The following is a 25,565-nucleotide window of genomic DNA, read 5'->3' as shown; positions in this document are numbered from 1 at the left end:
ATTTTTCTATTATATGAAAAAATGCATAGAATAGCAATAAAACAATTTGCGTTCATCTAACACATTTGATTTTCCATTCCCTCGTCACTTCATAGTACGGGAGCAAGCGAGTATAAGCGTCTTCTAGCTCCTCCAATATCGCTTCTACTGACTGATTTTCAATGAGGGAAACATCTGACTTGACTAAGACTTTTCGGGCTTCCTGACTTCTCACCTTCTCGCGTAAAGTACGACGGTTCTCCTCAGTAGCCTCCATCTTATGACTTTCCCCATTTGAGTAGACTAGATAATAAATTCCTTCTACCACTGGAATTTCTAAAACCTTGGCTTGCTTGCCTAAGGTCTGTTCGTCTTTCTTACGCTCGATGAAACTGACCTCTAAAGAAATCCCAAAGTCAGCAGGTGTTCCATACAAACGAAGAGCTATCATAGGTTCTGTCACTTGTCCGTCTCTCTGAAGATAGGCCCAGAAATGCGGTCGCAAACGCTGCGCTTGGTTCATCCACTGGCTAGTCTGTTGCAGTTTCCATTCTGGATGACTAGCTTGAAAGGTTTTAGCCAGTTCTGTAAAAGACTTCCGAGCCTCTTGACCTTTTTTCCGCAAGGTCAACATCTTTTCTCTTTCATCACCAGCTTTATCAGGATTACGATACTGGACTCCTGCAAATGATAGGTATTCTCTAACTGCTTTCAGCATATCTGAATCTTTCCTTTTCTAGCAAAAAATCAGGATGACCCTGATTTTACTTTGCTTATTCTGCATCTACGACAACATAGCGATTTGGCTCATCACCCTCAGAGTAACTCGTCACGCCATCCATGCGTGAAATAATGCGATGGATAATCTTGCGTTCGCTATTTGACATTGGATCTGTTTGTTGGCTACGTCCTTCTTCTAAAACGCGAGTCGCCAATTTTTGAGCGTAGGTTTGCAAGACTTCTGCACGGTGTTCAACGTAATCATTGACATTGATTGTGATGTAGAACGTTCTCGAATAGCGATTGTAAAGGTAATTTTGCGCTAACAGTTGAAGAGCTTTCAAGACTTTTCCGTGATAGCCGATAATACGACCTGGTTCATTGGTGTCAATTTGAAGATTGATGGTGCGGCGATTGTAGTCGCTTGAAATCGTCCCTTCAACATCCATATCATCTACAATGGTTTGAACGTAGCTAGCTACTTCAGTTGCCACTTGTTCGATATCATAACTTGGCTCTACTTTCAAGCCCAAGTCTTCCAACGATTGGCTTGCTGCTTCCTGCGTTTCAGTTTCTTTTTCCGGAGCAGATTCCACTTCCTCAATAACATCTTCTGCTTGAAGTTCATTTAAAATTGAAATATGACCTGTTTCTTCCAAAATCGTGCTGGCATGCTTTTCATTTTTCAGGATTTCAGCCTTGACCTCTTCAGAAACACCTTGACCTTCTTCTTCAATCTTCTTGATGACTTCCACTACATGCCCCAAATCAACTGTTGCTTCGCTGACGGTCTTCACTGGTTCATTCTTTTCATTAACTTCTTTTGGAACCCCTTTGACAGCCTGTTGATTGGCTTTGATTACTGTCGTTTCACTAATCGCTTCGATATCAACTTGAGCTGGCTTCTTACCAAACAAGCCTAAGAACCCTTTTTTCTCTTTCGAAACGACCTTGATGTGGGCCTTCATTCTTGGAATGTCTAATTCTTTCAATCCTTTTTGGATTGCTTCTTCAACCGTTGAACCTGTAAATAATACCATTACCAGATTCCTCCTTATTTTTTCTTCTTCTGTGCTTTTTTCAAAGCTCTTCTCTTCTTGCCTTCTAAATTTTTTTCTGCTTGCGCCACTGCTTCTCTTTCAGCAATAATCTTGAAAGGATTGTTCAAGAAATAGGTTTGCAGAACTTGGTAAGCATTGGATACAGCCCAGTACAAGGCTACACCACTTGGGGCGGAGATGGCAAAAACAAAGATCAATACAGGCATACCATACATCATCCCTGTCGTAGCTCCACTTTTTTCAGACAAAGCTTTATTCGATAACCAGCTACTCAAGAAGGTAAAGACTGCCGCCAAAATCGGAAGGACAAAACTTGTATCTACTCCTCCCAAATTAATCCATAAAAAGTGACCTGTTTTCAAAAAGTCTACTCGACTCAAGGCTTGAAAAAGCGCCAAGAGAACCGGCATTTGTATTAAAATCGGCCAGAGAGAGGAGGAATGTTTGATTCCTAACTCTTTATAAACCTTACGCATCTCCTGGTCTAGCTTGGTTCTACTTTCCATATCACGACCCGGGTATTGCTCTCGCAAAGCCTTGATGCGTGGTTGAGCCTCTTGCATTTTTCTAGAGGCAACCATCTGTGTCTGAAAGACTGGTAATAGAATCGTCCGGATCAAGATCGTAAAGAGGATAATCCCCACTCCGATACTAATGTCAAAGGACAAAAAGCGGATAACTTCAGCAAAAAAATAGACGAATTTACTCCAAAAATCTGTCGAGTCTGCTGTTATATCGCTAGCTGTACTATTTGTTGCACAGGCCGTCATGATAACCAAGGACAAGCCCAACAAACTAGTCAACTGTAGTTTCTTTTTCACTCCCATTTCCTTCCTGGTAAATCTTTGATAACTTTAATACGTGGAGTAGATTTTTCTCCATCTCTGCATATTCCAAGGTTTCCACCCCTTTTCGGGCAATCACGACAAAATCAACATGCTCTACTAAACTCCCTTTTACACTTTGTAGAATGTGTCGGATTCGTCTCTTAATTTGATTTCTGGTAACTGCATTCCCCAGCTTTTTGCTGACGGACAGTCCTACTCGAAAATGGTTTTGCTGGTTTTCCAATTGGTAGACAACAAATTTTCGATTGGCAAAACTTGTTCCGTCCTTGAAAATCGCCTTAAAATCTTTCTCTCTTTTTACACGAAAGCTTTTCTTCAAAACTCAACTCCATCTATTAAATTACTACTATTATACCATATTTTTTGAAAAAGCCAATAACAGCAAGGTTTTAGACATTTTTTGCAGAAAAAAAGCTGGAAAATCTCTTCCCCAACTTCTTTCTACAATCAAATTTTATGTGCATTTACTTATTTTTTCAAGCGTTCAACATCGCGTGCAATCACCAATTCTTCATCTGTTGGAATAACCAAGACACGAATTTTCGCTGCGTCCGTTGAGATATCTCCCGTTACACCAAAGACGTTCTTTTCTGGATCCACATCACAACCAAACCAAGAGATACCTGAGATGACATCTTCACGTACGTTTGCAGCATTTTCACCGATACCTGCTGTGAAGATAATCGCATCTGCTCCATTTAGGACTGCAAGATATTGGCCGATATGTTTTTGGATACGATCGACATACATTTCATAAGCCAAAGTTGCATCATGGTCTCCTGCTTCCATGGCAGCAATCACATCACGCATATCGCTTGACTGACCAGAAACTCCCATGAGCCCTGATTCACGATTGAGAACGCGACTAATATCTTCTGGGGTATTGAAATCCTCTGTATATTGCATGAGATAAGGGATGATAGCAGGGTCAATATCCCCTGTACGAGTTCCCATCATCACACCGCCGAGTGGTGTGAATCCCATAGAAGTATCCACAGACTTCCCACCCTTAACAGCTGTGATAGAAGCCCCGTTACCAATATGGCAGGTAATCAATTTCAAATCTTCTAGAGGACGACCCAAAAGTTTCGCTGCTTCTCCTGCGACAAACTGGTGGCTTGTACCATGAGCACCGTATTTACGAACCTTGTTTTCCGTGTAGTATTTAGTTGGTAGAGGATAGCGATAAGCCTTCTCTGGCATGGTTGTGTGGAATGAGGTATCAAATACGACAACACTGGTAATATCTGGAAGCAATTCCTTAAATGCGCGGATTCCAGCTGCGTTAGCTGGATTGTGAAGAGGAGCCAAGAGTCCCAATTCCTCAACTTTTTCTAACACGTCTCCCTCAACAACTGTTGATTCCTTGAAATATTCACCACCTGCAACGACGCGGTGGCCGACACCTGTAATTTCGTCGTACCCTTTGATAATGTCAAAACGAATCAAGTCATCCAATAAAATTTTAACGGCTTGTGTATGGTCTTCAATATCAAGAATTTGTTGCTCCGAACGACCGTCAAATTTTACTGTTGAAATTGAATCTTTCAATCCAATACGTTCAATCAAGCCTTTAGCCAAAACTTTTTCCTCAGGCATTTGATAAAGTTGCCATTTCAAGCTTGAGCTTCCTGCATTGATTGCAATTGTTTTTGTCATAAGATGATACCTCTTTTTAAGCGTTTTCATCTATTATAACAAAATCTCTTTTATATTTCAGTACCTTTGCTCCAATTTTGAAAATTTTCTTTAAAGGTCAACAAAACTGACGGATCTTGCAAGCTAGTAAGAGGGTAAACAAAGGGTTCTATTTCTTTATCTCTTTTCTTCTGTAAGACAAAAATACTTTTAGCTTGGCTTGCAGTTGAGAAAATATCCTCTGGCAGAGCGATGATAGCAGCCAGACTCACTTCGTCTTTGAGCCACCCTTTTAATAAGTCACTTTGAGGACTGGTCAACAAATCACTCGGAGCTAGAAAAATAGCATAACCATCTGACTTAAGGTACTTGAGGCCTTGTTCCATCAGCAAATGGTGGGCATAGGTATGCTCTTGACTAGAAGCCACTTGATAGCGCGAAGCGATGGCATCGTCTGGGTAATAGCCAACAGGCAAGTCGCTAATGACCACATCACTTTCTTTAAGCATTTGTGGACGAACGGCATCTCCTTGGACAAAGCCAGCCTGCAAACCAATTACATCTGCCATGCTAGCTGCCAAATCAATCAGCAAATCATCCACTTCCATTCCCAAATAATCCACCTTTTTATCAAGCGAGGTCAAGAAAGTAGCGCCTAGAATTCCCATCCCAGAACCCATTTCGAGAATAGTAATTTCCTCCTCTTTAAGCAATTCTTCCACAATAAACACCAAAAGTAAAGCAATGGCATCTGGTGTAAACTGGTGATTGGCCTGTAGGGGCTCTGTCTGCCCAGCCTTCATCAAGAGAAACTGGTAGGTCTTGAGCCATTCTTCTTTGCGAAGCGCTAAACGCTTAAGGGCCTGATTGTTCTCCTTGACCCGATTTAGCTCAGTTTCACCATCCAGATAAATGCTGTTTTGCTCCACCAGCGCGTCATAAAAGTTGGTCGCCAAATCACTTTGGATGACTTGGACATTCTCTAGTAAATACGTATACGCTTGTTCAATTTTTTCAAAATCCATATTCCTATCTTATCAAATTTCCCTTCTTTTTTCCATCCTTATAGAAAAATCACTCCCTGACTAGACGAGTGATTTTTGGGCTACAGTTAAAAAGAGTTCTGCGTAATTTCCTAGGAAAAGACCTTCAGCACTGTAAAGAATCTGACTATCAATGCTCGAAAAACCAAACTGGGCGAGCTTGGTTTCCAGTTTAGGCAATTCAAAGCCATGATGGTTGGTATCTGTCTTGACAAAATCAGCGATGAGGACTTGTCCATTCTCCCTAAGATGATGGTGAAACATAGCAAGAGTCGCATCTAGATCAGGCATATGATGAAGAACTCGACTGACAACAATCAGGTCAAATTGTTGCTCCAAAGGATTCACCAGTAAATCCTGTTCCAAAAACTGGATATTCTTGATGTCTTGTTGCTCTGCTTTCAAACGGGATTGCTCCAGCATTTTCTCCGAGATGTCTACAAGGGTAACCGATTGGGCTTGCTTAGCTAGAGGCAAGGCTAACAGACCCGTCCCACCACCAAAGTCCAGTATTTCCTTGTCTGATAGAAGAGCAATCTGTTTTTCAATTGCTTGACAAACCAAGTTTGCAAGAAAGATATTTTTGGGCGAATCAAAGGTTTCTGCTTTGTGATTAAAATCGTGTTTCATGCTTTTAGTTTAACACAAAGTAGTTGAATTGGCTAGGAATTGTCTTTCTTATCTGCCTTATTTTCTGTTTTTTTCTGATTTGGTTCTTGACTTAAATCAGTCGCTACCTCTTCCTTTTTATCTGTTTTCTTTTCTTGGGTTTTCATCGGAGGAAAGAGAAATTCATAGTTACCCTTATTCATATGAACACTTGTTGCAAAACCTGTTTTCGTATTTTGATACGTGACTTTTCCTGAGTTAAAGACTCGTTCCCCACTTTCTTGTTCAGCCTTATCTTTACTTCGCTTGGCCATGGCAAAAGCGATCAACTTTTCTTTGTTTAGGGCAAAGTCTTTGTGATGAGCTACTTGCCGATTTAAATAAAACTGCAATAAAAGGCTAAAAATAGATGCCATGGTGACTGCATATAAAAGAACGCCTGCCTTAACTTTTTGTTTTTTCCACACGATAGATGAACTCCCTTTCTAAGCCCTTTTGAAATTGGAAACGAAAGCGAACCAATTGGTTTTCCTCTGTAATTTGAGCTGATTTGAGTCCATAAACCATCGGCTGATAGCCCCGTCCGCTGGTATCCGTTTTTCGAAAATCATCCGATTTAGACTTCCCTATAGAGATATCCTTACCATCCTGTTTCATGTAGAGGCGATTGCCTTCCACCTTTTCAAACTGCGAACGCTCTAACTCTGCCTCCAGTTGATCCACAAACAAGAGCCACTCCTTTTGCTCGCTTTGCTGCTGGTAACGAACTTCTGAAATGAGGAGTTGACTCATAGCTTGAAAAAGGAGCAAACCTCCGCTAATGACGATAAGGGCAATCAGCGATTCTAAAAGACTGAAAGCTCTCACCTTACTGTTCTTTAAGATCGAGCAATTTCTCTGAACTATGGTAGACCTCCAATCCTTTTTCACTAGCAAATACCTGAATCTCAACTCCATTTATGTTTACCTGATTTTGCCCTGTTTGCAGAGCCATCTTCGACACACGCAAGACTTCTTCCTTTTGCAAGATTTCTGCCTCTTCTTGTCTATTTTTCTGAATTTGTCCTAAAAGAAGGGTCGCAATGCTGGCAAAAACGGCTAGAGCAACTACTGCTTCCAGTAAAATCACTGCCTTAATTTTTTGTTTCCTTAGTGCGTTTAATTTTTCCATTTCCTAGATATAATTGATAGCGAATCGCTCCTTTGCTAGTCTGAAATTCAACCTTAGCCAGGGACGAATTGCCCCCAGCTCGGTCAAATATAATGCTTTGTCCTGAGGGCGCCTGAATTCCTTTAGGAACAGTCAACTTTTGACTGCCATTGCTGATCGTCTGTCCATCTAAGTTCAGACTGTTTTTTTGTTGACTGGCTACACTGCGTTTTTGCGTTTCCCTATAGAGTTCTTCAAACTCCATAAAGAAAACCTGCTCCTCCACTGCTGCAAAACTGGACTGAACAGAACCGGATAAGCCCAAGGAAAGGATACTCACAAGTCCCAAAACTAAGAGACTTTCCAGCATGGTAAAGGCCTTAATCTGCAACAGTTTGACTTGTTTTTTGTTTTGCATGGTAGTCTTTATAAGCTTTGGCTTGCTCAGCTGTGATACGACCGTCCGCTTGTAATTTGCTGAGGCTGGCATCATCATTTTTATCCAAACGATAAAGTTCTGCCTGGCTTTCCACGACCTTGACAACAGCAGCTTTTCCTTTATCATCTACGGCATCCTTCTGCTTGGTCAAATTGGGCACAAAGAGCAAGAGAAGAACGCTGATGATAAGCAAGACCACTAACATTTCAATCAAAGTGAAAGCTTTAACCTTGGCTTTTTTTAAATTTGTCATGAGTTTTTTCATTTTAAAAATTTACCTCCATATTTTGATACATGGGCATAAGCATTGCCGCATAAAGTAAAACGATAATCAGGGCCACAAAGATAAAAACCAGTGGCTGTACTAAGTTCATGGTGCGGTTGACTCGGGTAAAAAAGGCCTCCCAAGTTTTCTCCGCATAGATTTCCAACTCACTCCCCAGCTTGGACTTGACTTCCCCATACTCGATGATGAGACTCAACTCCTTTTTAAAGAAAGGATAGGTTCCTATAGTCTGAGAAAACTCGCGGCCATTTTGCAGGGCTTGAGCCAGATCTTGACCGATTTCTTTAAAGAGCTGGGAACCTTGTTCCTGCATGATCTGAAAAATCTGCGTCAGCTCCATCCCCTGTGAAATCATATTGCCCCATTCACGCGCGTAATAGGCCGTCAGATAGGTCTGGACAAAGATTCCCAGAAAGGGAACCCGTGCCAACATCGAGAAGACCCGCATCTTGGAACTTCTTTTGTAGAAAGTGAGGGCTAAAAGCAAAGATAGAGAGCAAACCAACACTAGCCCCAGAAAAATTTGTGGCAGATTGCCGATGATTTGGGTGGCGATATTGCCACTGTCCAGTTGGGGGAGTAGATAGTTTCTCAATCCCAGCATGATTAGCAGGAGAAATCCCAGCAAAATCAGGGGATAAGTCGCCACTTCGATTAACTTTTTCTTGACCTTGGCCAAATTATCCAGATATTCTTCTATCTTTCCCAAACTCAGGTGAAGATTTCCATGCACTTCAGCTAGAGATAACTGGGTCACAATAGCACTTGAAAAGCCCAAGCTGTTCATCATTTTTGAGAAGGATTTTCCCTGGGACAAGCCTTGGTGCATCTGGGTCACATAGTCCTTTTCCAGCAGGGCACTTCTGCCCAAGAAAGAAATAATTTCCACCAAATGAAAGCCACTGGAGAAGAGGTTGTTAAACAAGGTGATGATTTTCTTCTGCTTAGCTGTAGCTAATTTTTTCCGTTTCAGCCTGAAGACTTGTGATATGTCCATCTTTAAGAAGCTGATCAATCTGCTCATTCCAGCTAGTTGGCTGGTGTTCTTGATAGTCTTTGTTTGCAAAGTCAACGATTCCTCCTCCCCCGATTAATCTCTGGTAGCAGACTCCTTGCAGAACAACTGCTAGTTCCTCCTCCGTCACACCCAACTCCAGAAGGCGTTCATAAACACCTCGGATACTCTTGGCATGAATGGTTGAAAAGACTGTCGCCCCTGTCAAACTGGCTCTGACCACTGCACGCGCCGTCTCACTATCCCGAATTTCACCGATAATCAAGAGGTCAGGACGATGCCGGAGAGACAGTTTGATCAGATTTTCATAGGTCAAGCCAATCGCCTCATTCAACTGCAACTGGAGCATGTCGTCCTGCTTGATTTCTACTGGATCTTCAATGGACATGACCTGCTGCCCCTTAAACAGAGACTTGGCTAATTCGTGCATCAAGGTCGTCTTGCCACTGCCGACTGGACCTGCAAAGAGATAGAGGCCCCGTTGCCTGTACTGCTTGCCCAGTTCTCCAATATCCTGAAACCAGAAATGCAGATCCTGCTCCTCGTCGTGCAACAAACGAATGACCAAACTCTCATGTCCCCGATAATCTCCCACGGTGGACAAACGCAGTGAAGAAACCTTTTCGTCATACTGATAATCACAAGAACCCAGCTGACTGCGCCTCTTCTCTCCTACATTCATACCCGCTACAAACTTAAAATGACTAATCACAGCAGCTAAAACATCAAACTCATAGGAGTCAACTAGACACCGCTCGTCTCCAACCCGCATGTGAAGTTCATAGGACTTTTCCTTGGGGATAAAATAGATATCCTGAGCCTTCTTTTCTTTCGCAGTAGCAATAATTTTCTGTGCAATTTCTTGTACCATACCGCCCTCCTTATCTAACTATTCGCAAAAAAATAAAAAAAGCAACTTAAAAAGTTACTTTTTATCTCCATTTCATACGGCAAGAACGGTGTTTTTCTTGGCCTGTTTGTTTTTCGTAGCCTGGACGTAGCTTTTCATCGGGGATGACTTGCTCATCCTGTAAAAGTGCCAAAGAATGATACTGCTGCAAATACTCATCGCACTCATCACACCAGCGTTTATCAGCAGGATCCCAAAAAATAGTCATCAAATCACTCCGACTCTTATAAAGAGGATTCTTCTTTTCCAGCTCAAACCAGCATGATTTATAATATTTTAGAGCATCATAATACTTATCAAAAGATTGACTCATGATGACATCTTCTTCCCAACCTTCTATGAACCACCACGGTTCAAAATCCCCATACATTTCTATAACACGATACATTCTTACTACTTCCTTTGTACCGTATATTATATCTAATTTTTTAATACAAGAAAAGGATTTTGCTTATTTCCCCCATTAGAAACTTCTTTAAGAAGCCTGTTATTTTCATCTGATAATAAAAATAGGAGTCCTTTATTGACCCCTATTTTTATCTTCTTAGGCTTGATAACGTTTCACACCATCTAGGTAGGTTGCTACCAATTCCAAATCTTTATCTAGTACGATAAAGTCGGCATCGTAACCTTCACGGATTTGACCACAGACATCATCGATGTGAACAGATTTTGCTGGGTTGAGGCTGGCCATCATGACTGCTTCATGCGGATTCGCAATTCCCCATTCGACTACATTTTTCAAACCATCTTTGAGTTTAAGGATAGAACCTGCCAAATTACCTGTCGATTTGAGGCGAGCAGTTCCATTAGCAACAACTACTGGGAATTCTCCCAACATGTAATCTCCATCTTCCAAGCCACCAGCTGTCATACAGTCTGTGATAAGGGCGATATTTTCAGTTCCTTTTTGCTTGAGCAAAATATCACAGGCCTTTGGATCTACGTGGTGACCATCACAAATCAATTCAGCGTAAGTATGTGGCAACTCATACATGGCTCCCACCATACCGAGCTCACGGTGAGTCAACCCACGCATTCCATTATAGGCATGTACCCAAACACTCGCTCCAGCATCGACTGCTTTTTTAGCTTCATCAAAAGTCGCATTGGAGTGTCCAAGAGCAACAGTCACTCCTTCACCCGTAATTGTACGAACAAAGTCTTCTACACCTTCACGTTCTGGCGCAAGGGCAATTTTATTGAGCAGGCCATTAGCTGCTTTTTGCCAAGCACGAAACTCATCCATACGAGGATCTTTCATGTAAGCAGGGTTTTGAGCTCCCTTGTATTTCTCTGTGAAATAAGGGCCTTCAAAATAGATCCCACGAATCTTGGCTCCACTTGCTTCCTGGTAACGAGCACCGATATTTTCAGTTACCGCAAGCAACTGCTCGTAAGAGGAAGTCAACGTCGTTGGCAAGAAGCTGGTAACACCTGTGCTAAGCAATCCTTCACTCATGGTATGAAGGGTTCCTTCGATATTATTATCCATGACATCGACACCGCCAAATCCATGAATATGGGTATCCACAAGTCCTGGGGCAATGCTATAACCGGTATAGTCAATCACCTCAGCTCCTTCAGGAATCTGTTCTACATGCTTGCCAAACTTGCCATCCACAAGTTCCAAGTAACCGCCACGACGAACTCCGTGTGGGTAGAAAAACTGATCCGCTTTAATATAATTAGGCATAATGATAACCTCCTTGATAGATTGATTCTAGAATTTATTATGTCAATTACATTATAAACCTTTCTTTTTCATTTGTAAATGGTATAGACCTATTTTCTAGAGATATTTTAAAAGAGCTGGATTTCTCCAACTCTTTAATTTTATTTTGATTTTACAGGTAGTTCTTGAGCAGCCTTGACAGCAGCTGCAATCGTTTCTGCGTAAAGTTTAGCACCTTCTTCAATCATGTTGCTATCATTCCCAAAGTGGACTTGGTCGGTTCCAGCCCAGATTTCAGGGTGCTCCTTAGCAACCTTATTCCAGTCAGCGATGCTCACGTAAGGATTCTTTTCAGCTAATTCTCTCGCATAAGCCGCATACTGCTCCACTGATGCATAAGTGTCCTTGCTCTTGTCTCCCTCATAAGGTGTCACCAGTATCAGATGGTGTCCTTTCGGTAGATTGTTCACGATGCTGTCCAAATCATTCTTATAGCCTTCAGGATTGTTGACCCCCGTTGCAATGACAACTGTTTTTAAAAGCGCCTTGTTCTGGCTATTATTGAGCATGATGTCATTGGCTTGCTTGGTCGTTCGACTAACCTGGGCATTGATATTTGCATCAGGAAGTGCCTCTTTTAAGGCTGTATTGGCACGTAAAGTTACTGAATCTCCTATTAGGCTTGTTCCCTCAGAAATTCCCAGGCGACTGGCTTCAGCTTGTTCAGCAAGAGTCTTTGTTTGTCCTATATTGGTCTGAGCTTGCTTGAAACCATTGACCATCAAATCTGTCTCAAAAGCTCCAACCTGAGGAGCCATAGCTACGATAATCAAGGTAAGTAAGGAAAGGACGCCCACAACACTAGCACTAATGGGTCTGATATAATGCAGTTTAGTGATTTTTCTAACCAAAGCATTGGTCTTACCGGCAATCAATGGCTCAATAATATAGAAGGATAAGATAGCGAAGAAATAGGAAAAGATAACGGTTAAAATAACAGCTGGCAGATTGCTCATCAACTGCGAAAAGATAATATAGAAAGGCCAGTGGAAGAGATAAACCGCGTAGCTGGTATCCGCTAAAAATGTGATTATATGAGGTTCTTGTATCTCAGGCGTTTTCTCATGCAAAACACGCGCAGCAAAAATCATGGTCACTGCCGCTAAACTTGCTAGCAAGAAGCCAAATAAGTACGCAAACAGGTAGGTGAACTTGACAAAGAAAGTCAAGAGCACTAACACCAAAAGCCCCGCAGCAAATACCAGGAGATTTTGACGAAGATCCCACGTCCGGTCAAACTGCTTGACTAAATCGCTCGTCTGACGAACCCCCACAACTGTCGCCAAAATGCTTCCTAAAAAGAAGGGATAGACATGGGTTAAACTTGAAAAGTAGACAGATGAATGGGAACTAGCCATTAGACTACCAATAAACATGGAGAAAAAGCTAATGATGAAAGCTCCCGTAGAAAGAAGAAATACCATCCCTCTCAATTGACTACTAGATTTTGAACGTTTCGACAAGAACCAAACCGCTAAGCCCCAGAGAATATAGTAGTGAACCTCAACAGCTAGACTCCAGTTGTGAACAAAGAGATGCGGAATGAACTGGGATTCGTAACTTCCCCCTGTTAACATCTCATAGAAGTTGGTCATAAAACCAAAAACTCCAGCAATCTGGCCACCAATTCCAGCAACATAGTCTTGGCGAACTAAGAGAGTAAAGGGCATGGTCACCAAAACCATCAGAACCACAGGTGGCACGATCCGATAAAACCGTCTCTTAAAAAAGCCCAGCAAATCAATCTGGCTTTTCTTTCCAAACTCTTCTAAAAGGAGGGAGGTAATCAAGAATCCCGAAAATGTGAAAAAGACATCTACCCCGAAAAATCCTCCAGGAAAGATGGTCTGAAAGAAGTGGTACAGAAGCACCAAAAGTAAACCTGTAATCCTAATCAAGGAAAACCATTTAATACGCATACGAGTTTATTCCCCACTCAATTAGATCGTAAAAACATCTAATTTTATTCCATAATACACCTTATTTTATCAAAAAAAGAAGAAAAATCCTAAGAGAAAACTCAGGATTTCAGTATTCTATTTTTACATTTTAGAAATTGCGGCCAGACTTGTTGTAGCCATATTTTTCTACAAAATACTCACGGAATTCCAAGAGATTATCATCCATGATGGCTTGACGGACCTGCTTCATCAGGTTGAGCAAGAAGTAGAGATTGTGGTAGCTAGTCAAGCGGATACCGAAGGTTTCGTCAGCCTTGAGCAGGTGGCGAAGGTAAGCGCGTGTATAGTTCTTACATGTATAGCAATCACACTCAGGATCCAGCGGTGTGAAGTCCTCTGCAAACTGAGCATTCTTGACAACCAAACGCCCTTGGCTGGTCATACAGGTACCGTTACGAGCGATACGAGTCGGTAGGACACAGTCAAACATGTCCACGCCACGAATAACCCCATCAATCAAGCTATCTGGCGCTCCCACTCCCATCAGGTAGCGAGGTTTATTTTCAGGGAGAAGTTGGGTTGTAAAGTCCAAGACTGCATTCATCTCTTCATGGGTTTCTCCAACGGCTAGTCCACCGATAGAGTAGCCTGGAAAATCCATGCTAACAAGGTCTTGAGCCGATTGGCGGCGAAGTTCTTCAAATCCTGCCCCCTGCACAATCCCAAACAAGCCTTGGTCATGTGGACGACGGTGAGCCTTCAAACCACGTTCGGCCCAACGGCTAGTACGCTCGATTGATCTCTTAACGTAGTCATAAGGTTGATAAAACTGAGGACATTCATCAAAGGACATCATGATATCTGAGCCTAGATTATTCTGAATGGAGATGGCTTTTTCTGGCGATAGGAACATCTTGGAACCATTGAGATGGTTTTTAAAAGTTACCCCTTCTTCGGTAATATTACGGCTATCTGCTAGGGAATAGACCTGGAAACCACCACTATCCGTCAAAATTGGCTGGTCCCAGTTCATGAACTTGTGGAGACCACCTGCGCGTGCGATGAGTTCGTCCCCTGGGCGAAGCCAGAGATGATAGGTATTGGACAGGATAATTCCTGATCCCATCTCCTTCAACTCCTCTGGTGACTGGGTTTTTACAGTAGCTTGGGTCCCAACCGGCATAAACATAGGTGTCGGGAAGGTGCCGTGAGGGGTGATGATTTCTCCTAGACGAGCTCCCGTGTGTTTTTCTTTCTTAATCAAACGGTATTTGATTGGTGAATCTGACATTTTCTACCTCCGAAGCTGGGAAAGACAGTCCCAGTTCATACTTTGTGCCCAAAGGCATACTGTATGATTTTATCAAAAAAACCAGGAACTGTCACGAACTATGGTATAATGAAAGAATGAAATACCCAAAAATTGATTTAAAAACCATTCGTCTGCAGACTAGGCAATTTCAGGCTGAAAATCCCCGCCTCCTTCTGGTCTATCTCCTTCCTAGTATGCTGGTCATCTTGTCAGGCTTTCTCAACCCCTTGGCTCGTCTCCAGGAAAGTGTTTTAGAGCAATCCTTTTTCAGCATGCTGGCACAAGTGCTCCAAGCCTATCTCTTCCCGTTAGTGGTTTCTTTTATGAGCACGATTTTTTTAGCAGGTGCTGCTTTTGCGACACTCCGACTCCTCAAGGATCCTGATACGGAACTTTCAGTAAAATCAAGCCTGGCCCTCTTTGCTGAAGAGCGCTTCTCGCAAACCTTCCTAACTCTGCTCCTCAAACGTTTCTACCTCTTTTTATGGAGCATTCCAAACTTAGTAGGCGTTTATTTCCTCTTTTATAGCAATCTCTTGGCTCGTAGATTTGTTGCCCTACATCCAGAATTTCCAAAACTAGACCTCTCATCCGTTGAAACGGAGCAATTCCTTCTGACCTTTGGACTCTACTTTTTCGCGAGCCTCATCTTGATGATTGTAGGAAATGCCCTCTATATCCCGCAACATTATGCCTACTCGCAGGTAGAATTCCTCCTCTGCGATACTCTAGATTTAGGACAGGCTAAACCCCGTCAAATCCTGAAAACCAGCCGTTTCTTGATGAAAGGTTATAAATTCCAGCGTTTTGTCCTCGACCTACAACTACTTCCTTGGTACTTCCTCAATTGGATCACCTTTGGAATTGCTAGCTTTTCACTCCTTCCCTATATCCAAAACAATCACATCTTCTTTTACAGAGCCCTCCTAGCCCGTAAACGTCGAAATGGATAAGAGCATACAAAAACCAGCGTCGTTCAGGAAGCTGGTTTTCTTATTTCAAAAGTAACATACTCAGCAGAGTCAAAATAGCGGGCCCACCTTGCTTCAGAAGAATCTTCTTGTCTGCTGTTAGAGAACCGTAGGTCGCTGCACCAAGCACAAATAAAACAAAGATGGTCACAATTTCCAAACTTTGTGAGAAATAAATCCCATACAAGAGAAAGACACCCAGCAAAGCATTATAAATCCCTTGATTTTTAAACAGTGAACTCACTGAAGGACGAGCCAGTTCTTTCTTATCCACATTAAACACGCGGCTGGTTGCATCTGATTGGGTTGCCATACTCTCCAAATAAAAGATATAAAAATGTTCGAGGGCAACAAGGGTTGCTAAAATAGTAGTAATGATTGACATCGTTTTCTCCTTAAAATTCTATTTTTTCTAGACCTGACACTAGTTTCGTCAGTAAAGTTGTTAGCACTTTCTGCTCGGCTGTCGATAAGATGCTCTCCATCTGTTCCTTCACTCGCAAATGATGTTTAGGCGGACTGACTAAGAGTTGATTCTTGGCTTCTTGGGTTAATTCAACTAAGACTTCTCGCTGATTGGCCGGATTACGCTTGCGACTGACATAGCCCTCTGACTCTAGTATCTTAAAATGACGGGTCAAGGCCGCCTGGTCGATTTGCAACTTCTCCTGAACGGCAATCTGGTTGCAGGGTGACTGCTGCAGTAAAAACTGCAAGATTTGATAGCGGGTCAAACTAATTCCCAATTGTTTCTCAAAAAGTTGAGTGATCATCTGATCTGTTAAATGGAGCTGGTACAGTAAGTCGTTAATTTTTTTCATTTCTACCTCCTTGCGTACACTTGATTTATCAACTATTGATTTGTCAAGTATATTACAGAAAGATTAAAAACGCAACTATTTTGCTTACTCACGAAAAATAGCCTCTTGGTTTCAATCCCAAAAGGCTATTATTTCTATATTCTAGATAAAATCCAGCACTAACCTACCAAATCTGCTCGAAGGATTTCTCCCTCTTTATCAATGACAACTTCGATGGCATGGCCTGCAAAAATTTCCTCGCTATCATCATAGTAGAGGGTCAATTCCCCGTCTTCGTTGATCGATAGTTCACTCAAGGAAAGAGAGTTGGTAAAATACTCTTCTGTTAACTCCACATCATTTTCATCTGAATCTATCCAGTCTTGAGCTGTTTCCCACAGTTCTTTGACAATATAGTCTTTAATCCAAGTATCTTGAACTTGGAAAGTTCCCATAAATTTCTTTAGATCATCAAAAGAACTTGGAGGGAGACTTTCATCTGCACTCGCAGCAAAGATAGCATGAATCTTACCACCCTCGTAAGTGATAAATCCTTCAAACCAAGAATAGGCTCTGTTTAAGGTGAATTCGCCAATATCGTCTTGAATGATGACCGGTTTTTGATAGGTTTCAATCAAGGTCTCTAACCTAGAATCTGAGGATTGGTCATCTAGGTATTCCAGCAAGTGGTAGCAGTTATTAGCTACTTCTGACATATATGGCTCTAACTCCATGAAGGGACGTTTTTGACATTTGATATGATGAATTTTGTAGGGTTCAAAACTAAAGCCCCATCTCTTTTCTTCAAATTCCTCAGGAGTCAATACCCATTCCAAACGTCCCTCACGTTCAGAGAATTCCTGGGTTGCAACATTGACACTAGCTTTAAAATGAACGGACGGCATTTTACAACCATCTTTTAAAGAAGCGGCCCCAGTTACATTTTGGAGGGTAAAAATCAAGAATTCGACAATTTCTCCGCAAAATTCCTGTTCAAAATCATCTCTTGTTTTCTCAAATGGAGTTTTTAATCGATTTGTCATTCACTTCATCCTTTCTCCCTGCTTTTAATGCCCTAGCATTATTTTGTATTCGCTTACATTTTAACATGTTTTAGATTTTATTTCACTTATCAATACTATTTTACACAAAAAGAAGCTACACTTTTAAATGTATAGCTTCTTATTATTCTTAATTCATAGATACGTGAACGTGGTCATAGTGGTTTTCGGTTACGCTACCACGGTCTGGCATTTGATTCCAAGTGTAGGCAGGTCCATATTTACTATCGTATGGAGCGTAGAAACGTTGTTTCCAGATGATGTAGTTGATACCACGGCTAGCCATATTTTGAACCGCGTATTCCGCGATTTGATCACCAAGTGCTGAACTCACTGGGACCATAAAGTCGATGGCCAATCCTTTACCATGGTCTCCACTGTCACCAGGACGGTAGCCACTAAAGGATGTAATTCCAAACAAGTTGGCGATTTCTTCTTTAAAGGCTGCAGTTTGTGGTTGGAGACCAGCATTCTCAGATTTAGCTACAGCAAGTCCTGCATAGTCAGGAGCCGCTGGAGCAGCATACGTTCTTGAAGGAGCTTGGCTTTGCTCTGCTTGATAAGTTGACGTTGCAGTGTTAGAATTTGTTGTTTCTTCTGCTGCACTTGTTCCCGTTGTATCAGCAGGCGTTTCAGTTTCTGGTGTTGCAGCTGGAGTTGTTGCTACCGTTTCTTCCGTAGCTGGAGTCGCTGCTTGAGGAGCTTCTTCTTCAACCGGACTAGTGGTTTCAGTTGTTTCAGCTACTGGTGCTTCCTCTGGAGTCGTTTCAGCTGTTTCTTCAGCTACAGGTGTTTCTGTAGATGGTGTCTCTTCAGCAACTGTCGCTGTCTCAGAAACTTCTGAACTTGGCGCTACTTCTGCTGGTTTTTCAGTCTCTGTTGCAGTTGGAGCTTCCTCAATTGGTTGAGAAAGGTCTTCTACTTGAACTGTTTGTTCATCGACGGTTACTTGGTTGGTCGTCAAATCAGCTGTCGCAGTCGTCACTTCTTCACTAGCATCTGTTTGAGGAGTTTGGATTTCAACTTTCATTACTTCTTCTTCCTCATTGACAGTTGTAGTGAGGACAGTATCTGGGAAAATCAAGTCCATATTAGTGATTTTGTTCAAATTGGCAAGAACCGTCACATCTACCCCCAAAGCTTCTGCAATCGTGCTCAAGGTATCACCATACTGAACTGTATAGCTGTTTTTGTTCTCGTTTTTAGTAACGTCATTTTGAATTTGCTCAACGCTACGTGCTGTCCAAGAGATTTCTTGAGCTTTAGCTCCTAATGCGGGAGCAAGAGACAAGGCTACTGTTGAGGCTAAAATCATTCTTTTCTTCATTCGTTCATATTCCTTTCAAATGAGTACCTGTCTATCATAACACAAAAAAAGCAGAAAAAAAGCCCTCTCGGGCCTATTTAATAGAACTGTCTATTCCTTGTAACAAACCCGATTACTTGAAACAGTTTGTTAGGTCTCTGTCACACAACTGACACAATCTTCTCGTTACTTACTCTCAAAAATATGAGGAATATCTGCTAACTCTTGAATTCTGTGATTGCCTTCAAAAGAAGACTCTAAAAAGTTGATGCTTTGAATACCGCTATTCTTGGCAAATTCCACATCTAAAGTCCGGTCCCCTATATAATAGGTCTTCTCAGGATCCAGCTGATACTTGTCTAACAAATAGGTAGCCGCTTCTGGACTAGGCTTGCGCTCAAAGCCACTCTGACTGGTTAAAATCTCTGTAAAATAGGATTCCAATCCCAGATCCTTTAGAATAGTAAAAGCATTGTCCCCTTTATGAGTGTAAACAAAGTTCCGAATCCCTACTTGGTCTGCCCAATTCAACACCTCACGCGCACCTGGCATCAAAACTACCTGAGTATTCTTCTCAGCCAGACTCTGGGCACGCACCTGGTTGAGCACTACCACATCCAGATTTCTATCTTCTGCCACCTGCACAAGCAAATCCTGCACAGAATACTTGAGGATAAACTCTCTCACTTTCTCCTTATCATAAGGAATAGAAAACTGAGCAAAAGTCTCCTCAATCCCTGATAAAATCGCTTCGTAAGAGTCCAATAAAGTCCCGTCTAAATCCCAAATAAAAGCTGTTTTTTGCATTTCCTATCCTTTCAACATCATATAACGTTGGTAACGGTAACGTAGAAATAACCAACGGAAACCATTATCCAAAAGAGTCCCTGCCCAAATACCAGGCAAGCCCCAACCAAGAACAATGCCCATCAGATAAGCTGTCCCAATACGGATACACCACATCCCTATACTTGTCGCATAAAAGGGAAGGCGAGCATTTCCCAATCCCTGCCAAACCGCCGTATAAATAACTGTCCCTGTCGCCATGGGAGTCCCTAGTAGTGAGAACAGTGCCACCAAAACGCTAGCTTCAACCGCTACAGGATTGGTCGTATATAGATGAGTCAGTGGTATCCCTAAGGCATAGATACTAAATGTCAAGGGCAACATGAGGAGCAGAGAAAGCCAAAAGGTTTGTTTGCTCAAATTATCTACTCTTTTCCAATTATCCTCTCCAACTGCTCGAGCCACCAGCATGACCGTTGCCGTAGCGACGCCAAAGGCAGGCATATAGTTAAACTGGGTTAAAACCTCCCCGATTGCATTTCCCGCTACTGCCTCCGTCCCAAAAGAAACGACCAAAGCAATGATCACTACATCCCCAGCCCGCATCATAAGCCGCTCTCCAGCTGCTGGCAAAGCCAAGGTCAGTAAGTCTTTATCCAGTCCAAAAGTCGGTTTCGTATAAGGCAGTTTTAATTGTGACCACAAAATCACAAGACCAACCAAACGAGACAAGATAGTCCCCCAAGCAACACCCGCTATCCCCATATCAAGGATAAAAATAGCTAGACTGGAAAAGAGAATATTCAAGGCATTGGATAAAAGACTAACATAGAGGGGGAGACGAGGATTATGCGTTGCACGAATCAAGGCTCCTAAACTGGTCATTAATCCCAAGAGAACAATCAATCCACCCACCAAAGATAGATAGAGTCCTCCACTTTCGGCCACATCCTGTTCAGTCCCCAAAAGTCCTATCATCTCTTGTCCAGCGAAGATAGACAAAGCTCCTAAAAGGAGACTTAATAGTAAAGTAATCTTCAACGCCTCAGTCACATGATAGGCTAGCTTAGACTGATCCTTCTGCCCCAAACTTTTTGAAATAACGCTGGAAATAGCAGCTCCCAAAGCGATGAAAATCGCCTGGTAAATCGTGATAATATTGCCAGCCACTGAAACACCTGAAATAGCGATTAAGCCCAAGTGAGCGACCAAGTAACTGTCCACCATCCCCATGAGCATCTGTAAAAAGTTTTCACCCATAGCTGGCAATGCAATATTAAGAATGTCTTTATTTTTCTTAAACAATCTCTCCTCCTGATGAAAAGAAACTCAGTTGGTTTCCCAACCGAGTTTACTCTCTCTGTCTTAAAGTCCTAGATAAGCCTCAACCGCTGCTTGCATGTCAGCAGCTGCCACTGTTGTTTTATGACGAACTGGAGCCGTTTCTAGGCCATCAACTGCTGGTGGCACTGCCACTCCTGAGATTTCATGTAATTGAGCCAAGGCTTCAAAGTCAGTCAAGCCTGCTTTTCCTGTTACCGCTTCTACGGCAACCACTGGGAACTTGTATGGACTAGCTGTTGAAGCAATCACTGTCTTAGCCGCATCGCCAGTAGCCGCTTGGTATTTTCTATAAACTGCTGAGGCAACAGCTGTGTGTGGGTCCTCGATGTAAGCATCTGTTTGATAAACACGTTTAATTTCTGCCGCAGTTTCTTCCTCAGTCGCATATTCAGCTACAAAGAGATCCAGAATCTCTGCATCAAAGTCTGTCAATTCATATTGTCCTTGTGTATTCAAGGCATTCATGAGTTCAGTTGTCTTAACCGCATTATTCCCCAAAAGATGGAAAATCAAACGCTCCAAGTTTGAAGATACCAAGATATCCATAGATGGACTAGTAGTTACTTTAAACTCACGTTTCTTATCGTAAACACGTGTTTTAAAGAAGTCAGTTAAAACATTATTGTCATTTGAAGCACAGATCAATTTGCCAACCGGCAGACCGATTTGCTTGGCATAAAAGGCAGCCAAGATATTACCGAAGTTTCCAGTTGGTACTGTGAAGTTGACTTTTTCACCAGCTACAATCTCACCAGTCTTGACTAACTGAGCGTAGGCATAGACATAATAAACAATCTGTGGTACCAAACGACCAATATTCATAGAGTTAGCTGATGAAAACTGTAGTTTATTAGCAGCCAATTTTTCACGAAGTTCCACATCGTTGAACATGTGCTTCACGTTAGTTTGCGCATCGTCAAAGTTTCCATCAATAGCGATAACATGAGTATTGTCGCCAGTTTGAGTGGTCATTTGCAACTCTTGTACCTTGCTGACACCATCCTTTGGATAAAAGACGATAATTTCAGTTCCAGGCACATCCGCAAACCCTGCCATAGCAGCCTTTCCAGTATCACCAGATGTCGCTGTCAAAATGACAATTTTGTTCTCCAAACCATGCTTTTTAGCGGCCGTCGTCATAAAGTATGGCAAGATAGACAAGGCCATGTCTTTAAAGGCGATCGTTGAACCATGGAACAGTTCCAAGTTGTATTGCCCATCCAGTTTCACCAATGGCGCAATAGCTGGAGTATCAAACTTGCTATCGTAGGCATTGTTGATACAGTAGTCCAACTCCTCTGCAGTAAAGTCATCTAAAAATGCTGACAAAACTAACTTAGCAACTTCTTGGTAAGAAGCATCTTTCAATTTTTCAAAGTCCAAATCGACCTTTGGATAAGAAAGCGGTGTAAACAAACCACCATCCGTCGCCAAACCATGCAAAATAGCTTGGCTGGCAGTTACTGTATTATTGGCATCACGCGTTGATTGATAAACTAATGTCATGAATCTCTATCCTTTATCTATAGTCTCTTCCATTATATCATGATTTTTCAGAAAATTCTCGCTTTATAGCAAAAATTATAATCCCAATTTGTCTCTCAAGGGCTGTAAATAGGCCATTTCTTGCTTACCTCTCTTCTCCAGTCCTTCCTCAGCTAGAAGGAGTAAGCCTTTTGAAAACTCGACAATTGCAGTTTCTTCCTCATCTGTGAGCATTTTCTTAGAAAATTGTCGCCTCAATGACTTGTAATCACGACCAAATGTGGTAAAAAATGGCGCAGATTGCAAGTAAGCTTCTAACTTATTTAAATTAAGCAACAAACCCAAATGAAAAGCCGTCGCAGCAAAAGTACGATTCAAGGGTTGCGTACATACACTACGAAACTCAATAGTACCTCGAGTTGTTAAATCTTGGTACTGGTAACTACGGTGAGTTTGGAAGTCCTTCTCCTGAGGATAAAGAAGGATCTCCCTCCCATCAAGGGCGAAGGCATGAATTTTCGGAGTCCCTAAGTAATCTTTTGCTCGAATTGGATAAAAATAATAGGTTTCGCCATCACGTTCCGCAGTAAAGATTGCAGAATGATCTAGATAATCAAAAAAATCATTCTCGTCTTTGAAGAGTCTGGCATTGACGCCTACATTTTCAGCATAAATCCCGTGCATAGACTCTTCCCAAAAAATATCTCTCGAAATTTTGGTATCCCAATCTTCCCCTGAAAACTCAGAATTGGCAAATAAAAAGGCTTTGGCAGCTTCAATCTGGTTAAATGCATTGATTACACGCAAATAGTTAGACTTTGAAACATCCAATTGAACTTGACTTCCACAGATAAAAGCACCGTATTCCGGGTAGTCGTGTAAATCCGTCTCTAGAACAGTTCTGCTCAACTTCAAATAGTTCATTAACATCTGATAACGTGCATAAGCAACCGGTTGATTATCATTTTTATCCCAATAAGGATGGATTCCAGAACCAATAATTGCATGATTTGCTTTACTCAGCTTTTTCTGAATCAGATCCATATAATCTCGAAAACGCACTTCAACCTCTTGGATGGATTCCGCCCTACCAAAGGCAAACTCGATAGTTGTATAGGAGACTTCGAATAAGATAGTATCTTGGCTAACTGGATCAAGTAACTGAATTGGATTTCCAAAGTCATCTACTTTTTCAATCGTAAAACCCAGAACTGATGGTAAATACCGAAAGAGATCCTTAACAACTTCACTATCTGTAGCATTACCCTCTAAATTGATAACGGGATACTCCAGCTCAATTCCCACAAATAAATCAGGTTTCTCTTTTATATTTTCTAAGTAGCGTTTCTTAAGCAAATCAATCGAACGAGACATCAAACACCAACACTTTCATAATTAAAATAAATTGTGAATAAGTAATATTATACCAAAAATCTAAGCAAAAAAGATTAGAATGGCACTCAAAAATAAGGCTCTATAATATTTGTAGTGGGTAAACCCCCTATGGATATTATGGAGCCTATTTTTGTGTGATAAATTGTAAAATATAGTGCAACAAAAAAACTCATAGCGTTTCATTGGTGTAAACTGTAAGTAACCACACAAACTATCATCCGAAATTACTTTCTTCGCTACGATAGAATCGTTCGCTGTCAGGTGAAAATCATTACGATGGATATGTTTAGTCCTTACTATGACTTAGCTAAACAGCTTCGCTTTCGAATTTCTAGGCTCAGGCTCATTGAGGAGAATCTAAAGTAGGTTCATCCTCTTTTTCAGACTGTCTTTAAAACCTTCCTCAAAGACAAAGAGAAAATCGTCAACGCTCTTCAGTTACCCTATTCTAATGCAAAATTGGAAGCTACTAATAATCTCATCAAACTTATCAAGCGAAATGCCATTAGTTTTAGGAACTTTGAAAAGTTCAAAAACGGATTTTCATCGCTCTCAACATCAAAAAAGAAAGGACGAAATTCGTCCTTTCTCGATCTTAGCTGACTTCAACCCACTACAGTTGACAAAGAGCCGTAATTTTTAGTAACCCAAGCAAATACAGATAATCAGATAAAAGAAATGACAAGGCCTAGAAACCTTGTCTTTATTACTATACCGGCGGCCGGGGTCGAACCGGCACGTCCTTGCGGACACTGGATTTTGAGTCCAGCGCGTCTGCCAATTCCGCCACGCCGGCAAATAGTAACTGGGGTAGCTGGATTCGAACCAACGCATGAGGGAGTCAAAGTCCCTTGCCTTACCGCTTGGCTATACCCCAATAATATAAAATAGGCGAGTGATGGGGATCGAACCCACGCATGCCAGAGCCACAATCTGGTGTGTTAACCACTTCACCACACCCGCCATAATTTTATTAACACGGGCAGTAGGAATTGAACCCACACTGAAGGTTTTGGAGACCTTAGTTCTACCTTTAAACTATGCCCGTAACTAAAGCAATGGAAGGGGAGGGATTCGAACCCCCGAACCCGAAGGAGCGGATTTACAGTCCGCCGCGTTTAGCCTCTTCGCTACCCTTCCAAGTTATAAATAAGATATGGCGCGAGACGGAATCGAACCGCCGACACATGGAGCTTCAATCCATTGCTCTACCAACTGAGCTACCGAGCCAAATTGCGGGAGCAGGATTTGAACCTACGACCTTCGGGTTATGAGCCCGACGAGCTACCGAGCTGCTCCATCCCGCGTTAATATAAAAAGGAGGATGTGGGATTCGAACCCACGCACGCTTTTACACGCCTGACGGTTTTCAAGACCGTTCCCTTCAGCCGGACTTGGGTAATCCTCCAACAAATAGTCCGTACGGGATTCGAACCCGTGTTACCGCCGTGAAAAGGCGGTGTCTTAACCCCTTGACCAACGGACCATATCTATAGATGGGCACGAGTGGACTCGAACCACCGACCTCACGCTTATCAGGCGTGCGCTCTAACCACCTGAGCTACGCGCCCAAGTTAAAAAACTTGGTATTTGAACAAAGTTCAAAGCGGGTGACGAGAATCGAACTCGCGACAACAGCTTGGAAGGCTGTAGTTTTACCACTAAACTACACCCGCTAAAATGGGAGTTAACGGGATCGAACCGCTGACCCTCTGCTTGTAAGGCAGATGCTCTCCCAGCTGAGCTAAACTCCCTCGAGCTAAGCGACTTC

27 protein-coding genes, 12 tRNA genes and 1 pseudogene are annotated in these 25,565 nt (G+C 42.1%); 2 read left to right on the top strand and 38 right to left on the bottom strand.

Going from position 1 to position 25,565, the window contains the following annotated elements; genetic code table 11:
* Nucleotides 1-52: 52 nt before the first annotated feature.
* The 18 genes from B7725_RS00335 to tgt form a co-directional block, all read right to left on the bottom strand.
* Nucleotides 53-697, bottom strand: coding sequence for a ribonuclease P (locus B7725_RS00335; RefSeq protein ID WP_084874112.1), 645 nt, complete (start codon nucleotides 695-697; stop codon nucleotides 53-55).
* 55 nt (nucleotides 698-752) lie between these two features.
* Nucleotides 753-1,739: an RNA-binding cell elongation regulator Jag/EloR gene (jag, locus tag B7725_RS00330; RefSeq protein ID WP_000242594.1), complete on the bottom strand. Its 987-nt coding sequence runs from the start codon at nucleotides 1,737-1,739 to the stop codon at nucleotides 753-755.
* Between the two features lie 14 nt (nucleotides 1,740-1,753).
* Nucleotides 1,754-2,581: a membrane protein insertase YidC gene (locus tag B7725_RS00325; protein ID WP_193431816.1), complete on the bottom strand. Its 828-nt coding sequence runs from the start codon at nucleotides 2,579-2,581 to the stop codon at nucleotides 1,754-1,756.
* A complete protein-coding gene (gene rnpA / locus B7725_RS00320; RefSeq protein WP_000748120.1) occupies nucleotides 2,556-2,927 on the bottom strand; it encodes a ribonuclease P protein component in 372 nt (123 codons plus the stop codon). Before rnpA ends, B7725_RS00325 begins: the two co-directional genes overlap by 26 nt.
* 149 nt (nucleotides 2,928-3,076) lie before the next feature.
* Nucleotides 3,077-4,267, bottom strand: coding sequence for an acetate kinase (locus B7725_RS00315; protein WP_084874110.1), 1,191 nt, complete (start codon nucleotides 4,265-4,267; stop codon nucleotides 3,077-3,079).
* A 50-nt stretch (nucleotides 4,268-4,317) separates the two neighbouring features.
* Nucleotides 4,318-5,271, bottom strand: a complete 954-nt coding sequence (locus B7725_RS00310) for a class I SAM-dependent methyltransferase (protein WP_084874109.1) — start codon at nucleotides 5,269-5,271, stop codon at nucleotides 4,318-4,320.
* A 60-nt stretch (nucleotides 5,272-5,331) separates the two neighbouring features.
* Nucleotides 5,332-5,919 (bottom strand): class I SAM-dependent methyltransferase, encoded by a 588-nt coding sequence (locus B7725_RS00305; protein ID WP_142357339.1) that lies wholly within the window; start codon nucleotides 5,917-5,919, stop codon nucleotides 5,332-5,334.
* Between the two features lie 32 nt (nucleotides 5,920-5,951).
* Nucleotides 5,952-6,365 (bottom strand): competence type IV pilus minor pilin ComGG, encoded by a 414-nt coding sequence (gene comGG, locus B7725_RS00300; RefSeq protein WP_084874108.1) that lies wholly within the window; start codon nucleotides 6,363-6,365, stop codon nucleotides 5,952-5,954.
* Nucleotides 6,343-6,804, bottom strand: coding sequence for a competence type IV pilus minor pilin ComGF (comGF, locus tag B7725_RS00295; protein WP_084874117.1), 462 nt, complete (start codon nucleotides 6,802-6,804; stop codon nucleotides 6,343-6,345). The genes comGG and comGF overlap by 23 nt, the downstream gene beginning before the upstream one ends.
* Nucleotides 6,767-7,069 (bottom strand): competence type IV pilus minor pilin ComGE, encoded by a 303-nt coding sequence (gene comGE / locus B7725_RS00290; RefSeq protein ID WP_162278984.1) that lies wholly within the window; start codon nucleotides 7,067-7,069, stop codon nucleotides 6,767-6,769. The genes comGF and comGE overlap by 38 nt, the downstream gene beginning before the upstream one ends.
* Nucleotides 7,032-7,466, bottom strand: coding sequence for a competence type IV pilus minor pilin ComGD (gene comGD / locus B7725_RS00285; RefSeq protein WP_162278983.1), 435 nt, complete (start codon nucleotides 7,464-7,466; stop codon nucleotides 7,032-7,034). Before comGD ends, comGE begins: the two co-directional genes overlap by 38 nt.
* A complete protein-coding gene (gene comGC, locus B7725_RS00280; protein WP_084874106.1) occupies nucleotides 7,429-7,752 on the bottom strand; it encodes a competence type IV pilus major pilin ComGC in 324 nt (107 codons plus the stop codon). Before comGC ends, comGD begins: the two co-directional genes overlap by 38 nt.
* Before the next feature lies 1 nt (nucleotide 7,753).
* On the bottom strand, nucleotides 7,754-8,770 hold the full coding sequence (gene comGB / locus B7725_RS00275; RefSeq protein WP_084874105.1) for a competence type IV pilus assembly protein ComGB: 1,017 nt from the start codon (nucleotides 8,768-8,770) through the stop codon (nucleotides 7,754-7,756).
* The gene (comGA, locus tag B7725_RS00270; RefSeq protein WP_084874104.1) at nucleotides 8,718-9,659 is read right to left on the bottom strand and encodes a competence type IV pilus ATPase ComGA; all 942 of its coding nucleotides are present in this window, start codon (nucleotides 9,657-9,659) and stop codon (nucleotides 8,718-8,720) included. The genes comGB and comGA overlap by 53 nt, the downstream gene beginning before the upstream one ends.
* A gap of 61 nt (nucleotides 9,660-9,720) precedes the next feature.
* The gene (locus B7725_RS00265; protein WP_000286396.1) at nucleotides 9,721-10,086 is read right to left on the bottom strand and encodes a DUF1033 family protein; all 366 of its coding nucleotides are present in this window, start codon (nucleotides 10,084-10,086) and stop codon (nucleotides 9,721-9,723) included.
* A gap of 156 nt (nucleotides 10,087-10,242) precedes the next feature.
* Nucleotides 10,243-11,394: an N-acetylglucosamine-6-phosphate deacetylase gene (gene nagA, locus B7725_RS00260; RefSeq protein ID WP_001134442.1), complete on the bottom strand. Its 1,152-nt coding sequence runs from the start codon at nucleotides 11,392-11,394 to the stop codon at nucleotides 10,243-10,245.
* 140 nt (nucleotides 11,395-11,534) lie between these two features.
* Nucleotides 11,535-13,352: an acyltransferase family protein gene (locus B7725_RS00255; protein ID WP_084874103.1), complete on the bottom strand. Its 1,818-nt coding sequence runs from the start codon at nucleotides 13,350-13,352 to the stop codon at nucleotides 11,535-11,537.
* A 130-nt stretch (nucleotides 13,353-13,482) separates the two neighbouring features.
* Nucleotides 13,483-14,625 (bottom strand): tRNA guanosine(34) transglycosylase Tgt, encoded by a 1,143-nt coding sequence (gene tgt, locus B7725_RS00250; RefSeq protein ID WP_084874102.1) that lies wholly within the window; start codon nucleotides 14,623-14,625, stop codon nucleotides 13,483-13,485.
* A gap of 116 nt (nucleotides 14,626-14,741) precedes the next feature.
* Between tgt and B7725_RS00245 the strand changes: the two genes are divergently transcribed.
* A complete protein-coding gene (locus B7725_RS00245) occupies nucleotides 14,742-15,599 on the top strand; it encodes a DUF975 family protein (protein ID WP_084874101.1) in 858 nt (285 codons plus the stop codon).
* 40 nt (nucleotides 15,600-15,639) lie between these two features.
* Here the strand turns inward: B7725_RS00245 and B7725_RS00240 are convergent, their stop codons facing one another.
* From B7725_RS00240 to B7725_RS00205, 8 genes are all read right to left on the bottom strand, one after another.
* Complete coding sequence (locus B7725_RS00240; protein ID WP_084874100.1) at nucleotides 15,640-16,002, bottom strand: DUF1304 domain-containing protein; 363 nt, start codon at nucleotides 16,000-16,002, stop codon at nucleotides 15,640-15,642.
* Between the two features lie 10 nt (nucleotides 16,003-16,012).
* Entirely contained in the window at nucleotides 16,013-16,438 is a 426-nt protein-coding gene (locus tag B7725_RS00235) for a MarR family winged helix-turn-helix transcriptional regulator (RefSeq protein WP_084874099.1), read from the bottom strand.
* Nucleotides 16,439-16,596: 158 nt separating this feature from the next.
* A complete protein-coding gene (locus tag B7725_RS00230) occupies nucleotides 16,597-17,460 on the bottom strand; it encodes a DUF2262 domain-containing protein (protein WP_084874098.1) in 864 nt (287 codons plus the stop codon).
* A 148-nt stretch (nucleotides 17,461-17,608) separates the two neighbouring features.
* A complete protein-coding gene (locus tag B7725_RS00225; RefSeq protein WP_084874097.1) occupies nucleotides 17,609-18,805 on the bottom strand; it encodes a LysM peptidoglycan-binding domain-containing protein in 1,197 nt (398 codons plus the stop codon).
* A gap of 165 nt (nucleotides 18,806-18,970) precedes the next feature.
* Complete coding sequence (locus tag B7725_RS00220) at nucleotides 18,971-19,591, bottom strand: HAD family hydrolase (RefSeq protein WP_084874096.1); 621 nt, start codon at nucleotides 19,589-19,591, stop codon at nucleotides 18,971-18,973.
* A 3-nt stretch (nucleotides 19,592-19,594) separates the two neighbouring features.
* Nucleotides 19,595-20,875: an MATE family efflux transporter gene (locus tag B7725_RS00215; protein WP_084874095.1), complete on the bottom strand. Its 1,281-nt coding sequence runs from the start codon at nucleotides 20,873-20,875 to the stop codon at nucleotides 19,595-19,597.
* 60 nt (nucleotides 20,876-20,935) lie between these two features.
* Entirely contained in the window at nucleotides 20,936-22,420 is a 1,485-nt protein-coding gene (gene thrC, locus B7725_RS00210) for a threonine synthase (protein WP_084874094.1), read from the bottom strand.
* Between the two features lie 75 nt (nucleotides 22,421-22,495).
* Entirely contained in the window at nucleotides 22,496-23,773 is a 1,278-nt protein-coding gene (locus B7725_RS00205; protein ID WP_084874093.1) for a gamma-glutamylcysteine synthetase, read from the bottom strand.
* Nucleotides 23,774-23,998: 225 nt separating this feature from the next.
* On the opposite strand from B7725_RS00205, the pseudogene B7725_RS00200 reads away from it, so the two are divergent.
* Nucleotides 23,999-24,393: pseudogene (locus B7725_RS00200) on the top strand (transposase); the annotation flags it as partial.
* Between the two features lie 113 nt (nucleotides 24,394-24,506).
* Here the strand turns inward: B7725_RS00200 and B7725_RS00195 are convergent.
* From B7725_RS00195 to B7725_RS00140, 12 genes are all read right to left on the bottom strand, one after another.
* Nucleotides 24,507-24,590 (bottom strand) — tRNA-Leu (locus B7725_RS00195).
* A gap of 9 nt (nucleotides 24,591-24,599) precedes the next feature.
* Nucleotides 24,600-24,671, bottom strand: a tRNA-Gln gene (locus B7725_RS00190).
* A gap of 13 nt (nucleotides 24,672-24,684) precedes the next feature.
* A tRNA-His gene (locus B7725_RS00185) sits at nucleotides 24,685-24,757 on the bottom strand.
* Nucleotides 24,758-24,771: 14 nt separating this feature from the next.
* A tRNA-Trp gene (locus B7725_RS00180) sits at nucleotides 24,772-24,842 on the bottom strand.
* 11 nt (nucleotides 24,843-24,853) lie between these two features.
* Nucleotides 24,854-24,934 (bottom strand) — tRNA-Tyr (locus tag B7725_RS00175).
* Nucleotides 24,935-24,951: 17 nt separating this feature from the next.
* Nucleotides 24,952-25,024 (bottom strand) — tRNA-Phe (locus B7725_RS00170).
* 3 nt (nucleotides 25,025-25,027) lie between these two features.
* A tRNA-Met gene (locus tag B7725_RS00165) sits at nucleotides 25,028-25,101 on the bottom strand.
* Between the two features lie 11 nt (nucleotides 25,102-25,112).
* Nucleotides 25,113-25,202 (bottom strand) — tRNA-Ser (locus B7725_RS00160).
* A gap of 6 nt (nucleotides 25,203-25,208) precedes the next feature.
* Nucleotides 25,209-25,280: transfer RNA gene (locus B7725_RS00155), tRNA-Glu, on the bottom strand.
* An 11-nt stretch (nucleotides 25,281-25,291) separates the two neighbouring features.
* Nucleotides 25,292-25,365 (bottom strand) — tRNA-Ile (locus tag B7725_RS00150).
* 34 nt (nucleotides 25,366-25,399) lie between these two features.
* Nucleotides 25,400-25,470, bottom strand: a tRNA-Gly gene (locus B7725_RS00145).
* A 5-nt stretch (nucleotides 25,471-25,475) separates the two neighbouring features.
* Nucleotides 25,476-25,548: transfer RNA gene (locus B7725_RS00140), tRNA-Val, on the bottom strand.
* Nucleotides 25,549-25,565 lie beyond the last annotated feature (17 nt).

It is taken from the genome of Streptococcus oralis subsp. tigurinus, from assembly GCF_002096275.1.
Lineage (GTDB): Bacteria > Bacillota > Bacilli > Lactobacillales > Streptococcaceae > Streptococcus > Streptococcus oralis_CN.
The sequence above is the reverse complement of the archived record's forward strand: the minus strand, read 5'-3'. Positions and strand labels throughout refer to the sequence as shown.